Here is a 14,632-nt window from a genome sequence, read left to right on the forward strand (position 1 = left end):
ACTTTTTAAATGGATAGAAATCAAGCTATTGGCTTCGGACTGATTGCCCTCCTGCTGCTGGCATACTCGTTCTTTTTTGCAGGAACGGATGAAAAAGCGGCTACCAAACAGGCAACAGAGCAGGTAGCCAAAGTAGAGCAACTGCAAAACACCCCTGCAGTTGCAGACGATTCGCTGGCACAGGCACAAAAGGCTGCTAACATGGGCTCTTTTGCCACGGCAGCAACCGGCACAGCCAGCACAACAACCTTAGAAAATGCCAACATCCGCATTACATTTAACACCAAAGGCGGACAGGTTGAGGAAGTATTGCTGAAGAACTATAAAACCTACCAGGGCGAGCCGCTTATACTTTTCGATAAGGGAAGCAGCCAGACGGATGTAGCTTTCACGACGAACGATGGCAAAACCATTAAGTTTTCTGATCTATACTTCACTCCTTCGGCAATCACAAAAGGAACGGATAAAGAGGTAAGCACGCAGGTTATTACGTTTCGTGCCAACGTAGGAAACGGCCAGTACATTGACCAGATCTATACGTTGTATGATGAGAAATTTGAGCTAGGGTATAAACTGGATGTGAAAGGCTTGCAGGGCCAGCTAAGCGGTAACAACCTTACTTTTACCTGGACTGACCACATTAAGCAGCTAGAGCGCGACATTAAGCAGAACCGTGCCAAAACAACTATAAACTACGCTACCGTAGAAGATGGTTTTGATAAAATGTCTATCTCAGAAGAGAAAGAAGAACTGGCCCTGGAGGAACCAGTAAAATGGATCGCGAACAAGCAGAACTTCTTTACGGCCGGTATCATAGCGGATAACAGCTTTGCCAGCGCTAAACTGGAGGCAGATACCAATCTGGCAGATTCGTCAGTAGTGAAAACGCTGGCTACGCAGGCACTTATCCCGACACAGGATGTACTGAACGGCAAAGCTAGTTTTACTTACTATTTCGGCCCGAACGACTATAAGATCCTGAACAAAGTTGGCTACGACTTCGATAAGAACCTGGACCTGGGTTGGGGTATTTTCTCTTATGTAAACAAGTGGATCATCATCCCGGCATTCGACTTCCTGGAGAACTACATCGGCAGCTATGGTATCATCATTATTTTGCTGGTGCTGTATATTAAAACCATCCTGTTCCCGCTTACTTACAAGTCGTTTTACTCTATGGCTAAGATGAAGGTGTTGAAGCCGGAAATTGATGCCATAAAAGAGCAGAACGGTGGCGACATGCAGAAAACGCAGATGGAGACCATGAAGCTCTATAACGAGATGGGCGTAAACCCGCTGAGTGGCTGTATACCAATGCTGTTGCAGATCCCGATCCTGTTTGCGATGTTCAACTTCTTCCCGAACTCGATAGAACTGCGCCAGGAGCCATTCCTGTGGGCTACCGACCTTTCGACGTACGATGTGTTTGCAAAACTGCCGTTTACAATTCCGTTCTATGGCGACCACGTAAGTATGTTTACATTGCTGATGACGGCCTCAACTATACTTTATACCTGGTCTAACAACCAGATGAACGCCCAGATGCAGGGTGCCATGAAGTTCTATAGTTACCTGATGCCGCTTATTTTCATGTTTGTGCTTAACTCGTTCCCGGCAGGTCTGTCGTTCTACTACTTTGTATCTAACATGGTAACATTTGGCCAGCAGGCTATTATCCGCCGATTTGTGGATGAAGGCAAAGTGCGTGCTAAACTGGAAGAGAACAAAGAGAAGCGCAAAGACAAAAAGAAAACAGCTGGCCCATCGTTTACCGAGCGTATGCAGGAAGCCATGCGTGCCGCCGCTGAAAAAGAGCAACAGAAAAAGAACAAAGGCCTGAAGAAATAAGCCTGCGTTACAACGATAAATTATACTTTAAAAGCCTGTCTGTTTCTATAGACAGGCTTTTTTGTTGGCTATAGTTGTGGCGGCTTCGTATGTAGGAGTGTAACAAAAAACCATGATGAAACCGAACCTGAACTACCTGCTTTTGCTGCTATTTGCAACTATAGTTTTTGCCTGTAACTCCAACACCAACGAGGATAAAGACTTAGGCAGCACACACCCTAAACTAGAAAAACAGCTGGCCCGCGACACAGCAAACCTGGCCATGCGCAACGAAGAAAATGAGGCCCTGTACGAGCGCTACCGCATTACCACCGAAGAGTATGAGAAAAGCGGTGACTATGCCATTGGTAGCATGTTTCGTGGCCGCCTGGCCCCTTTAGATGAAACCAGCCATACCGATGCCCGCACGTTTAGAACTGCCCTGCGCGAAGGTTTAGCCAAAGGTGTGAATTTTGCGGGGAAGTATACCGTAGTTACCGTTGGGTGCGGTACGGCCTGCCAGCAGCATTTTATAGTTGACCGCGAAAGTGGAAAGATTGTAGAGAAGATACAAGGCAGCGCCGGCGCAAAGTATAGCCCGAATAGCCGCATCTTTACACTTAACCCTCCCGACTCAACTATAAACTATAAAGAATGCCAGAATTGCAAACCCCAGACCTACGAACTGGTAAATGGCAAACTTAAAAAGCTGGACTAATATTTTAAAATCTGAGGAGTGGAAAACTTTCTTACTTTCCTGATGCAACAGTTTGTACAGACACAGTAAGTTGCGTCTCTAATATGAAACTACCTACAGTAGATGGAAAACATTTTTACTAATGAAGCAACGCATACTTAACATAACAAAACAACTAATTACCGTAACTATAGTTATGGCAGGTATAAGTATGGTAGGTTGTAAAAATGCGGCATCACAAACTATAGATAGCCAAAGCAACCCCGCTCCTCTCCTGCTATTCCAGAAAACGCCCTGCTTTGGTATCTGCCCCTCCTACGAAGCGTTGATTTACACCGACGGTAACTTACGGTTTATCCCCTGGGAGCATGTACCCGTTACCGACACCCTTACCTTCCGATTATCAGAAAAAGAGCTGACAGACCTGACCAAAGATATTGCCAACCTGAACTATAGAACCCTGGATGATCTCTATAAAACCAACTGGAGCGACATGCCTGCCACGCATTTATACTTTTATGAAGCCGGCAAAGAAGTAAAGCACATCAAACACGAAGAAGGCGGCCCGGAAAAGCTGGTTAACTTTAACGACAAGTTGCATCAGCTGATCTGGAAGTATGTGGCCACGCCGGCCCGGTAACTATAGTTTTCTATCCTATAATTTCTTTAACTTGCCCGCAACAGGAATAAAGGTTAAGTTACAACTATAGTTATATTGCAGATAAGCGTAAGTTCTCGTTTATACTATAGTTGGCACATATAAGTAATGGATTATAAAGAGTTGATAAAAAACTGGAAGTCTGAAGAACTGTACAAGTTTGATGTGCATGATATCTCCAGCAAAGGGTTGAATGAAGAAACAGCAGACTTTCTAGCAATTGTCGGACTACCGACATCAGCCGCTCCATTCTTATCATTTGCTGATGACTCAGAAAGGGAATTAGGTAGCATCTCCAACATCTTCGAGACCCGAGAAGATAGACATAGGTACTTTTTAAGTATAGGTTCTGATGGTGCTGGTGACCCTATTTGTTTAGACCTTATGAACGAATGCCAAGTGGTTACTTTGAATCATGAAGAAGACTTTGAACCAACATTCATGAACTCTTCAGTTAGTGAGTTATTTCAGTTTCTAACTATATACAAAAGATTTGTCGAAGAAGTCATTAGAGAAAATGGCGAGGACGCCTATCTTGACGCAGACTTCACAGATAGCCAGTACGAAGAATTGAAGAAGGCTATGGAATCAGTAGACAATAAAGCGCTTAAAACTAATACTTTTTGGGCGCAGGAGCTTGCTCAATTATTAGGGAATAGAGAATACTACCAGAATCAAAAATAAGTATTACAGGTGCTAACAAGGCACAGGCTCCACACTCGGCTACGCCTCGTTCGCAGCCTGTCCTAATCCGTTAAATAACCACCAAAATACTAGCATGAAAACCTCCACCACCCACAACCAGCGAATTGCCAGAATGACCTTGGCTTCGGTTTATCCTTTGTATCTTGCTAAAGTAGAGAAGAAAGGCAGAACTGAAGAAGAACTAGATCAGGTTATAACGTGGTTAACCGGCTTCAGTAAAGACAAAATACAGCAATTGATCAAGGAAAATGCGACCTTTGAGGCGTTCTTTCAACAGGCTACCCTAAATCCCAATGCGCACCTTATTACCGGAGTAATTTGTGGGTACCGCGTAGAGGAAATTGAAGACACCTTAACGCAGCAGGTCAGGTACCTGGACAAACTGGTGGACGAGTTAGCGAAGGGTAGAAAAATGGAAAAGATCCTGCGGAGTTCGTAGGCTTTCTGGCAATTAGAGAATATATCATCCCTGGTAAAAGTAAGCAGTTTTCTTTACGAATTACCTTGAACAACACAAACCAACAACATAAACAATACCATGTCAGATGAAATGAAACAATGCCCGCAGTGTAACTCGCCTTACGGTTACGCTTCAGGCGACGAAACCTATACTTGCCCGGAATGCGGAAATGAGTGGAACCCGAATGAAGCAGTAGAAGAAACCGGCTTGAAAGTGATAGATGCGAACGGTAACGAGCTTCAGGATGGTGATACGGTTGTGGTTATTAAAGACCTGCCCGTAAAAGGCGCTCCAAAACCTATAAAAGCCGGTACGAAAGTAAAAAATATACGCCTGACAGACGGAGACCATAACATCGACTGTAAAATTGATGGCTTTGGCTCGATGGGTCTGAAGTCTGAATTTGTGCGCAAAGCTTAAGCCATTTAACAATTAAATATTCGCAACAAACGCATCTGTTTTTACAGAAACCTAACGCTGAACTATAGTTTGTTCAGCGTTTCTGTTTTATAGCAAACTATAGGTTATTTACGTACCTTCAAACTATGGCCCACAACGAAGATACCGCTCATAACCTGTTCTTTAAGTTTCAGGAGTACCTGGCCCAGTTTGTATATGGCGGTATTGATGGCTGCGTTACTACGTTTGCAGTGGTGGCCGGTGCCGTTGGGGCCAATTTAGATAGCTCAGTCATCATTATACTTGGTTTTGCGAACCTGCTTGCCGATGGCTTTTCCATGTCGGTGGGGGCTTATCTTTCAGCAAAATCAGAGCGCGATAGTTACGATAAGCACAAGCGCACCGAATACTACGAAATAGAGCATTTTCCGGAAGTTGAGCGGCAGGAAGTTCGTGAAGCATACCGGGCAAAAGGCTTTGAAGGCCCCTTGCTGGAACAGATTGTAGCCGTTATCACTAAAGACAAAGACCGCTGGGCCGACGACATGATGGCCAATGAACTGCAACTTATACAGGATTCCAAATCACCTATCGCTATTGGGGTTGTCACCTATACCTCGTTCCTGCTCATTGGCATTATTCCCCTTACCGTATATGTCTGGGATTACCTGGTCGGCTTTCCGGGCGACGTTTTTCTATGGGCCTGCATCCTTACCTTCTCCGGCTTCTCTATCATTGGCTTCATGAAAAGCTATGTAACCGGCGTAAACCGCTGGCGTGGCGTTCTGGAAACCCTGGCGCTTGGTGCCTTGGCCGCCGGTGTCTCCTACCTTGTGGGCGACGTGCTGGAAAGTTGGATAACTGGGAGTTAAGTAAGTTAGAAAGTTTGGAAGTTAGAAGGTTAGAAAGTTGATACAGTTATAGAGTTAAGGAATTAAAGAGGTTATAGTTAAAGAGTTAGGGTTAATACTTACTGCCCTCGCTCGCATCCTGCGAGTGTGCGCTACATGTGGCGTCCCGCCACGTTGCCGAGCAACTATAGTCACTCTATGATAACAGTAATGTCTTAACTATAAACTATAGTTTAAGTGGCCAGAGGCCGTGGATTCCACACACTCGCGGGACGCGAGCGAGGGCAAGGCACACAATCAACAATTAACAATCAACCATTAATCTTTCCTTACCCGCTCCAGTTTCAGCATGTTCATGGGGTTTGGTTCCAGGCCTTTGATATTGTTCTGGGTCAGGCGCAACACTTCGTCATAGTATAAAACGATAACCGGGCATTCTTCTACCACTATCCTGTCCATGGCCTGGTATAGTTCCCAGCGCTTTTTAACGTCGCGTTCCAGTTTGGCCTGCTCGTATAGTTTATCGAATTCCTTGTTTACAAAATGCGTTTTGTTTGGCCCGGCAGGTGAGAAATTCTTGCTATAAAACAGCGCCAGGTAGTTTTCAGCATCCGGGTAATCGCCCAGCCACGATTTCATCCAGAATTCTGATCGACCATTGTCTACCATTTCCTGGTGCGCCGGTCCCTGGTTTATATCTATCTCTACCTGCACCCCTATTTCAGCCCATTTTTTCTGCATGTATTCGGCCAGCTCTTTGTGCTCGGCTACGGTGCCCAGGAGTATTTTCAAAGGCTTCTGCAAACCATAGCCAGCGGCAGTCAACAGTTCTTTTGCTTTTTTAGGGTTATAACTATAGCCTGGCACTTTGTCTTCGCTGAACGATGGCAGCGATGGCGGCACCATTCCCGAGTGGCCCGGGATGCCAATGTTATTGCGGAAATAAGCGATCATTTCCTTTTTGTTAATGGCGTAGTTCAGGGCCTGTCGCACACGTTTGTCCTGTACTGCCAGGTTCGGGTCTTTCAGGTTTTTAGGGTCAAGCTGGAAGCCAATGTATTCTGTGTTAAGATATGGTTCTTTGCGGACAGTAAACTTGCCTTTAAAATCATCCTGCACCGTACCGTCGTTGTTCAGGATCAAATCTCTTGAGCCTTCTCTAACACCCGAAAGGAAATCCAGTTTACCCTGCATAAAGGTCAGGAACTCAGATTTCCGGTCGGTGATGAAAGAGATCTGCACGGCATCTAAGTAGGGCAATTGCACTCCTTTTTCATCCTTCTTCCAGTATTTCGGGTTTTTGTGCATGATAATCGCGTTGCCCTCGTCCCACTGTTTAAACACAAAAGGCCCTGTACCTACCGGATTTGCCCGGAAGTCTTTACCATACTTTGCTACAGCCTCCTGCGGTACTATAAATGCATAAGGCATCGTCAGAATTTCCAGGAAAGCGATGAAAGGCTCGTTCAGGTAGATCTTGAAAGTAGAATCGTTTACCGCCAGGAAAGCCGTGTCGGAAATGGCACCGGTTTTATCAGTAAGTACCTTGTCGTTGAATATCCAGGCGCCGGTGCTGGCCGTAGCCGGGTCTATAATGCGTTTGAAACTATAAGCCACATCCTGTGCCGTTACTTTGCGGCCTTTGCCACCTTTAAAAACCTCGTGATCGTGGAAATACACATCATCCCGAAGTATAAAAGTATAGGTTTTGCCATCTTCCGACACTTCCCAGCTTTTGGCTATACTTGGGCCTATTTTCAGTTCCTGGTCCAGTTCTACCAGCCCGTTGTACAATTGTGTGGTGGCCCAGATGTTGGCCTGGTTACGGGCAAATGCCGGGTCTAAAGACGACAAAGCTTCGGGCTGATTATACCTGAAAACAGTTTTGTTCGTTCCATTTTTTCCGGCTTCAGTGCAAGACTGGCACAAGAGCAAAACGGTGGATAACAGGGCAAAAACGGTGGATAAATAATGGCGTTTTGTTGTGATTTGCATCCGCTAAAGTGGTCAAAAAAATGTATCTTTGTGCAAGATAAAAATAACTAACGTAGATAAGTAAGCACTAATCAGTAAATCATGGAAATAACATACTACGGACAGTCTTGCTTTTTAATTAAGATCGGCGGACACAGCATTTTGTTCGATCCGTTCATTTCGCCTAACGAACTGGCAAAGGATATTGATGTAGATAGCATTAAGGCAGATTACATTCTGTTGTCGCATGGCCACCAGGACCACGTGCACGATGCTGAGCGCATTGCTAAAAACAACGGCTCAACTATAGTTTCTACATTCGAGATCGCGACCTGGTACGGCGAAAAAGGTATTGAGAAAACGCACCCCATGAACATTGGCGGTAAAGTAACTCTGCCTTTCGGAACGGTGAAGATGGTAACAGCCGTGCATTCAAGCTCTTTGCCGGATGGCACCTATGCTGGTGTTGCATCGGGCTTTGTGGTGGAAACAGAAGATAAAGCCTTCTACTTTGCCGGCGACACGGCCTTGACTTATGATATGAAGCTGATACCGGAGCAGTTCGACCTTGATTTTGCACTGTTACCGATCGGTGATAATTTTACAATGGATATTCACGATGCTCTTATCGCCGCTGATTTTGTGCAGGTTGATAAGTTTGTCGGAATGCATTACGACACGTTTCCATACATTGCCATAGACCACGAAGAGGTGAAGGAAGTAGCGCAGATGGCTGGTAAAGAGTTAATTTTGATGGAGATAGGTCAAACTATAAACCTATAAGTATAGCATGGGAAAAATAATAGCGGTTGCCAATCAAAAAGGCGGTGTGGGCAAAACTACCACAGCCATAAACCTGGCGGCAAGCCTGGCAGCCTTAGAATATAAAACACTGTTGGTTGACGCTGACCCACAGGCTAACGCCACATCCGGCCTTGGCTTCGACCCGGCCAGTATCACGTCCAGCATTTACGAGTGCATGGTAGAAGACGTGAACCCGGAAGATATCATTCTGCAGTCTCCTAACATCGAATTCCTGGATCTGATCCCGTCACACATCGACCTGGTTGGTGCTGAAGTAGAGATGATCAACTTGGATAACCGTGAGGAGAAGATGCGTGAGGCGCTGAAGCCGCTGCGCCAGAAGTATGATTTCATCATCATTGACTGCTCTCCTTCCCTAGGTCTGATCACGGTAAACTCCCTTACTGCTGCTGATTCAGTAGTGATTCCGGTTCAGTGCGAGTATTTTGCTTTGGAAGGTTTGGGTAAGTTGCTGAACACAATCAAGATCATACAGTCGCGCCTGAACACTGAACTGGCTATAGAAGGTATCCTTTTAACCATGTACGATGTGCGCCTGCGCCTGAGCAACCAGGTGGTGGAAGAAGTAAAAACACACTTCCAGCAAATGGTTTTCGATACCATCATCCCAAGAAACGTGAAGTTGAGTGAGTCGCCAAGCTTTGGTTTACCAGCTATACTTCATGACGCTGAAAGTAAGGGTGCGCTGAGCTACCTGAACCTGGCCCGTGAAATTGCTGAAAAAAACAGCGTGGCACTGGAGAAATAACCCTACCCTTACATGTCTGATAACAACAATAAAGTACCTAAACGCACAGGCGGCCTCGGCAGAGGCCTTGGCTCTCTTCTGGAGGGTAACAAGTACACAGGTAAAATTGATTCGAACACCATTAATGAAGTCAATACTATCGCAGATATAGCCATAGACCAGATCCAGACGAACCCATACCAGCCGCGTACCCACTTTGATCAGGGCGCACTGGAAGAATTGGCGGAGTCTATCAGAATACAGGGCATCATTCAGCCTATTACTGTTCGTCAGCTCGATCAGAAAAGCTACCAGCTAATATCGGGTGAGCGCCGTTACCAGGCGGCTAAAATGGCCGGCCTGACAACTATACCGGCATACATCCGCAAGGCCGACGACCAGCAGATGCTGGAAATGGCCCTGATCGAGAACATTCAGCGTGAAAACCTGAACGCCATCGAGATTGCCCTCTCCTACCAGCGCTTACTTTCAGAATGTAGCCTGAAGCAGGAAGAACTAGGTGACCGCGTTGGTAAAAAGCGTACAACTGTTACCAACTACCTGCGCCTGCTAAAGTTGCCACCAGATATCCAGATTGCCCTGCGCGACAACGTGATCTCGATGGGCCACGCGCGTGCGCTTATCAACATCGATACTATTGAGAACCAGCTGGAAGTCTTTAAAAAGGTGGTTGCTGAGGAGCTGTCGGTGCGCAAAGTGGAAGAGCTGGTACGTAACCTACAGAATGCAAATAAAAAGCCGGACCCGCAGCAGAAACTACAGTTCAACAAGTACGAAGACGAGATCAGGCAAGTAGAGACACGTTTGTCTTCTCAGTTTGGAACTAAAATACAGGTAAAAGCTAACAACGACGGTAAAGGCGAGATCAAGATACCTTTTATATCGGTAGAGGAGCTGAACCGTATATTAGAACTACTTAACTACTAATAAAACACGAATGAGGCTAACCGTTGGTATTGCTTTCTTTTTAAGTATACTTACTTTGGCTGTGCCTGCCCGGGCGCAGATCATAACGGCTGGCCCCGATTCTGTTGTAGTTCCGGTACCCGACACCGTAAATGCCGACGATAACAGCTTTTTCCTGAGCAAATGGAACAGGCCGGCTAAGGCAGCTCTGCTTTCGGCTATAGTTCCCGGTTTAGGCCAGGCCTATAACAAAGCCTATTGGAAGCTGCCCATCGTCTATGGTACGGGTTTCGCACTGGGCTATTTCCTTGTCAGTCATCATAATAACTACCAGGATTACCGCGAAGCCCTGATCATCAGGCTGGATGGCGACCCGAACACAGTAGACCAGTTTGCCAACAGCAATATTTACGGCGAACAACGGCCTAATGGAGCTGACAACCTGAAACGTGCCCGCGATTTTTACCGTCGCAACCGTGACCTAACCATCCTTTTATCAATTGGAGCTTATGGGTTACAGGTGGCAGAAGCTTACGTGCATGCCCACATGAAAGAATTTGATATAAGCGAAACCCTTGCCCTGAAAGTACAGCCTAATATTATGCAGGTACCTACGCAGCTGGCCTATACCCCGGGTTTAAGCTTAACCTTATACACCAAACAAAAATGAGAATACTGTTGATAGGCTATGGCAAAATGGGTAAAACCATAGAGCAGATGGCTTTAACGAAAGGGCACCAGATTGCCGGAACTATAGATCATACCAATTCAGAAACACTAAGCAACTATACCTCTGATAATGTGGATGTTGCTATTGAGTTCACACACCCTGAGGCCGCTTTTGGTAACATTACCTACTGCCTCAACAATAACATACCGGTAGTGGTTGGCTCTACGGGCTGGCTCGATAAGTTGGAAGTTGCAAAACAGCTTTGTAACGAGCAGAATGGCGCGTTCTTTTATGCTTCTAACTTTAGCGTGGGCGTTAATTTGTTTTTTCATTTTAACGAGTATATTGCAGCTAAAATGCAGGCTTACAAAGAGTATAGCGTAGGTATACGCGAGATACATCACCTGCAGAAAGTAGATAAGCCAAGCGGTACAGGTATAACCACTGCCGAAGGTATATTGCCTCATTTTCCGGCCCTTAGCGGCTGGGTAGCTGACCAGGAAACGGAAGGTAAACTGAACATTATATCGGAACGTGAGCCGGATGTAGTAGGTACACATATTGTAACCTATAGTTCCGACGTTGATAAAATTGAGCTGTCTCACGTTGCTCATAGTCGCGCTGGTTTTGCAGAAGGTGCGCTTATGGCCGCCGAATGGCTGAAAGGCAAAAAAGGCGTTTACGGCATGAAAGACATGCTGAATCTCTAAAAATCATAGCTAACCTGCATGAAAGTTAAGTTCTGGGAGAAAAAACCAGTTACCAAGGAGCCCAAAAAGAAGAAAAGCTTTGCCCGTGAGTGGGGCGATGCCATTCTGTTTGCCGTTGTGGCTGCCAGTTTAATTCGCTGGGCTACGTTCGAGGCCTATACCATTCCTACGCCATCTATGGAGAAGTCGCTTTTAGTAGGCGATTTCCTGTTTGTGAGCAAGCTACACTATGGCCCCCGTACCCCGATAACGCCATTGCAGGTACCACTCACCCACCAAACCATCTGGGGAACCAACATTCCGTCTTATTCGGATGCTATCCAGCTGAAATCGTACCGTTTGCCGGGCTTCTCGGAGGTAAAGCAAGGCGATGTGGTAGTATTTAACTATCCACCGGAAGAGCAACACCCTGCCGACCTGCGCACCAACTATATCAAGCGTTGTGTAGCCGTAGCCGGTGACTCTATTGAAGTGCGTAACATGCAGGTTATTGTGAACAGTAAGCCTATGAATAACCCGGAGAAGCTACAGTATGGCTACTTTATGGAAACTACGAACGTGCTTAATGCAGACTTTTTCCTGGAGAGAGACATAACGGATGTACAGCCTTGGGAAGGTGGTTTTTATTTGAACACCACTCCTGAAAAAGCAGCAGAATTGGCTAAACTGGACTTCGTAAAAAATGTAACACTGCAGAAAAAGGCTAAAGGCGAAGAAGATACGGGGATATTCCCGCATGTGCCTAGCAAGTATAAGTGGAACCAGGATTTCTTCGGACCATTATACGTACCAAAAGAAGGAGCAACTGTGGCCATAACACCAGAAACGCTGCCACTTTACGAAACCGTGATTCTGAACTATGAACATAACGAAAATGCCGAAGTACGCGACGGCAAACTATACCTGGATGGCAAAGAAGCAAACCAGTACACGTTTAAGCAGGATTATTACTTTATGATGGGTGATAACCGCCATAACTCGATGGACTCGCGCTACTGGGGTTTTGTACCAGCTGACCACGTGGTAGGTAAAGCTGTGATGATCTGGATGTCGACTGACCCGAATGGCACTTTCCTGAATAAGATCCGCTGGAGCCGCATCTTCAATATTATTGACTAAGCAAAAGCAACTATAGATTAAAAGCCGGACGAACCATCCGGCTTTTTTTATGCCTTTGTCGCTAAACTATAGTTCCTGAAAACTGCGGCAAATTGTTTAAATTCAAACCTTCAATTATAGTGCCCCTGTTATATACCTGTACTACATATGATCGCTGCCCTTATTGAGCTTGGAGGCTCGCATGACGAGTGCCTTTATTCTCAGGTCCGTTTCCTGAAAACGAGTGGCTACCAGGTGCACCTTATCTGCACTGCCAATTTAGAAAAGCAGGTTTCGGGGTTCGACGGTGTAGACCAGTTCCTATATGTTGATTTTGAAGGAGCCTCTTCGTTGCAATCAATGCTAAACCTGTTCCGGATCAGGAAACATATCATCAGACATAACATCCGTCAGGTCATCTTTAATACAGCTGAGGGTAACCTGGTACGTAACCTTACACTCCTACCCTTCCCGTCGCAGGTTACGTTTTCAGGTACTGTGCATAATGGCCGTAAACTCATCAAAAGCAGTAGCCAAAGCCTTATAAGTCGCAGGATAAAGAAGTATTTTGTCCTCAATGATTATATTTTGCCGCATGTGTCCGGAAATAAAACGACAACTATAGAATCGTTTTACCCCATCTTCTTTCCCGATTTTGATAGGGTAGTTTTACCTAAGCCCCCAGGCGAACTATGGGTGTGCATACCCGGCCAGGTAGACCATAACCGACGCGATTACGGTGGTTTGTTACAGGCACTACAGCAACATAAGCCAGCCACGGGCACGAAGTTTATAGTATTGGGGAGAGATAAAAATCCGGGCAAGAAATTACGGGAACTGGTTAGTGAAGCAGGACTGGAGGAGCACTTTATCCTTTTTGATGAGTTTATCCCAAATAACGTTTTCCATAGTTACCTGGCGCAAAGCGATGTGATCCTGCCGTTGGTACATCCTGGCCTGCCCAAGTTTGACCAGTACCTGAATTATAAAATTACGGGTGCTATAAACCTTGCTTTTGCATATAAAAAGCCTTTGCTAAGTATAGCCCAATTCAACACCATTCCGGATTTTAAGGAAAACTCCCTGTTTTATAGTTCAGACACCCTGGGCGAAACGCTGCAAAACTTACCCGAACTGCTGCCAACTATAGCGCCGCAACTATACCTTCACCCCAAATGGAAGTTCGCTTACCAGCAGCAGAAATACGTATCGTTTATCCAAAACAAAGTAGTTAAACCATAGATTATCAATCAATTACTAACCCAACCCCTTACACTATGAGAAAAAGAAATTTTACAACTACAAGCGTTTATGTTGTACTGCTGCTGTTGATTTCTGGCCTTGTGTTGTCCTGTTCCGGAAGTAAGCCATCACAAGCATCCACCCCTACCGATGGTACCGCAGTTATACAACAGATGTACGACCGCTGGCAAAACAAATGGTATCCGAACTTTGCCTTTGAGCAGAAAGCCATTTTCTATAAAGACGATGCGATAACCAAAGAAGAAGTATGGCAGGAAATTTACAGCCAACCGGGCAACCTGCATATCCGTTTTAATGGTTTTGAGAGTGGCAATGGTGTTATTTTTAAAGCTGATTCGGTTTATAACTTCCAGGGAAACCAGCTAAAAGCGAAGCAACATACTATTCATCCGTTGGTTTTACTGAGCTTTGATGTATACTTCTATACCCCCGCCACAACTATAGCTAAACTGAAAGAACTGAATTTTGACCTGAGCAAGATAACCGAAGCAAAATGGCAGGGCCGCGATGCCTATGTCATCGGCACAACAAACCCAAATGATAGCACTACTAGCCAGTTCTGGGTTGATAAAGAACGCCTCTATGTAGTTCGGGTACTGACTAATAACAAAGGGGTGGCCCGCGATGTGGAGATCAATAACTACAAAGAGATGGAAAACTACTGGGTAGCTACTGAGATCTTATTTAAAACAGATGGTAAACTTACCTTAAAAGAAGAGTACTATAACATTTCTTTCCCCAAATCGGTGGATATGAGCATTTACAACCCCGAAAAATTTGCCACTGCCCGTTGGTAAGTACCTAAACTATAGCAAAACAGCCTGTGTAAACTATAAATTGC

General features: G+C 45.4%; 16 protein-coding genes. 15 read left to right on the top strand and 1 reads right to left on the bottom strand.

Going from position 1 to position 14,632, the window contains the following annotated elements:
- The first annotated feature begins 9 nt into the window (after nt 1-9).
- The 7 genes from yidC (at nt 10) to GWO68_RS15005 (ending at nt 5,618) form a co-directional block, all read left to right on the top strand.
- Complete coding sequence (yidC, locus tag GWO68_RS14975; RefSeq protein ID WP_162347280.1) at nt 10-1,848, top strand: membrane protein insertase YidC; 1,839 nt, start codon at nt 10-12, stop codon at nt 1,846-1,848.
- A 112-nt stretch (nt 1,849-1,960) separates the two neighbouring features.
- On the top strand, nt 1,961-2,545 hold the full coding sequence (locus GWO68_RS14980; protein ID WP_162347281.1) for a hypothetical protein: 585 nt from the start codon (nt 1,961-1,963) through the stop codon (nt 2,543-2,545).
- Nucleotides 2,546-2,666: 121 nt separating this feature from the next.
- Nucleotides 2,667-3,164: a DUF6438 domain-containing protein gene (locus GWO68_RS14985; protein ID WP_162347282.1), complete on the top strand. Its 498-nt coding sequence runs from the start codon at nt 2,667-2,669 to the stop codon at nt 3,162-3,164.
- A gap of 126 nt (nt 3,165-3,290) precedes the next feature.
- Nucleotides 3,291-3,866 carry an SUKH-4 family immunity protein gene (locus GWO68_RS14990; RefSeq protein WP_162347283.1) on the top strand — a complete coding sequence of 192 codons (576 nt, stop codon included), beginning with the start codon at nt 3,291-3,293 and terminating at the stop codon, nt 3,864-3,866.
- A 94-nt stretch (nt 3,867-3,960) separates the two neighbouring features.
- Nucleotides 3,961-4,326 carry a DUF2200 domain-containing protein gene (locus GWO68_RS14995; RefSeq protein WP_162347284.1) on the top strand — a complete coding sequence of 122 codons (366 nt, stop codon included), beginning with the start codon at nt 3,961-3,963 and terminating at the stop codon, nt 4,324-4,326.
- Between the two features lie 99 nt (nt 4,327-4,425).
- Nucleotides 4,426-4,767, top strand: a complete 342-nt coding sequence (locus tag GWO68_RS15000; protein ID WP_162347285.1) for a zinc ribbon domain-containing protein YjdM — start codon at nt 4,426-4,428, stop codon at nt 4,765-4,767.
- A gap of 125 nt (nt 4,768-4,892) precedes the next feature.
- Complete coding sequence (locus GWO68_RS15005) at nt 4,893-5,618, top strand: VIT1/CCC1 transporter family protein (RefSeq protein WP_162347286.1); 726 nt, start codon at nt 4,893-4,895, stop codon at nt 5,616-5,618.
- Between the two features lie 297 nt (nt 5,619-5,915).
- Here the strand turns inward: GWO68_RS15005 and GWO68_RS15010 are convergent, their stop codons facing one another.
- Nucleotides 5,916-7,592 (bottom strand): ABC transporter substrate-binding protein, encoded by a 1,677-nt coding sequence (locus GWO68_RS15010; protein WP_162347287.1) that lies wholly within the window; start codon nt 7,590-7,592, stop codon nt 5,916-5,918.
- Nucleotides 7,593-7,673: 81 nt separating this feature from the next.
- Between GWO68_RS15010 and GWO68_RS15015 the strand changes: the two genes are divergently transcribed.
- The 8 genes from GWO68_RS15015 to GWO68_RS15050 all read left to right on the top strand — a co-directional run bounded on the left by GWO68_RS15015 (nt 7,674) and on the right by GWO68_RS15050 (nt 14,588).
- A complete protein-coding gene (locus GWO68_RS15015) occupies nt 7,674-8,354 on the top strand; it encodes a metal-dependent hydrolase (RefSeq protein WP_162347288.1) in 681 nt (226 codons plus the stop codon).
- Nucleotides 8,355-8,361: 7 nt separating this feature from the next.
- Nucleotides 8,362-9,144, top strand: coding sequence for a ParA family protein (locus GWO68_RS15020; protein WP_162347289.1), 783 nt, complete (start codon nt 8,362-8,364; stop codon nt 9,142-9,144).
- Between the two features lie 12 nt (nt 9,145-9,156).
- Nucleotides 9,157-10,071: a ParB/RepB/Spo0J family partition protein gene (locus GWO68_RS15025; protein WP_162347290.1), complete on the top strand. Its 915-nt coding sequence runs from the start codon at nt 9,157-9,159 to the stop codon at nt 10,069-10,071.
- Between the two features lie 10 nt (nt 10,072-10,081).
- The gene (locus GWO68_RS15030; protein ID WP_162347291.1) at nt 10,082-10,720 is read left to right on the top strand and encodes a DUF5683 domain-containing protein; all 639 of its coding nucleotides are present in this window, start codon (nt 10,082-10,084) and stop codon (nt 10,718-10,720) included.
- On the top strand, nt 10,717-11,430 hold the full coding sequence (gene dapB, locus GWO68_RS15035; protein ID WP_162347292.1) for a 4-hydroxy-tetrahydrodipicolinate reductase: 714 nt from the start codon (nt 10,717-10,719) through the stop codon (nt 11,428-11,430). Before GWO68_RS15030 ends, dapB begins: the two co-directional genes overlap by 4 nt.
- An 18-nt stretch (nt 11,431-11,448) precedes the next feature.
- Entirely contained in the window at nt 11,449-12,549 is a 1,101-nt protein-coding gene (lepB, locus tag GWO68_RS15040; RefSeq protein ID WP_162347293.1) for a signal peptidase I, read from the top strand.
- Between the two features lie 147 nt (nt 12,550-12,696).
- A complete protein-coding gene (locus tag GWO68_RS15045) occupies nt 12,697-13,770 on the top strand; it encodes a hypothetical protein (RefSeq protein ID WP_162347294.1) in 1,074 nt (357 codons plus the stop codon).
- A 35-nt stretch (nt 13,771-13,805) separates the two neighbouring features.
- Complete coding sequence (locus tag GWO68_RS15050) at nt 13,806-14,588, top strand: LolA-like protein (protein WP_162347295.1); 783 nt, start codon at nt 13,806-13,808, stop codon at nt 14,586-14,588.
- The last annotated feature ends 44 nt before the right edge of the window (nt 14,589-14,632 follow it).

Origin of the sequence: Pontibacter fetidus, from assembly GCF_010119545.1 — a bacterium.
GTDB lineage: Bacteria > Bacteroidota > Bacteroidia > Cytophagales > Hymenobacteraceae > Pontibacter > Pontibacter fetidus.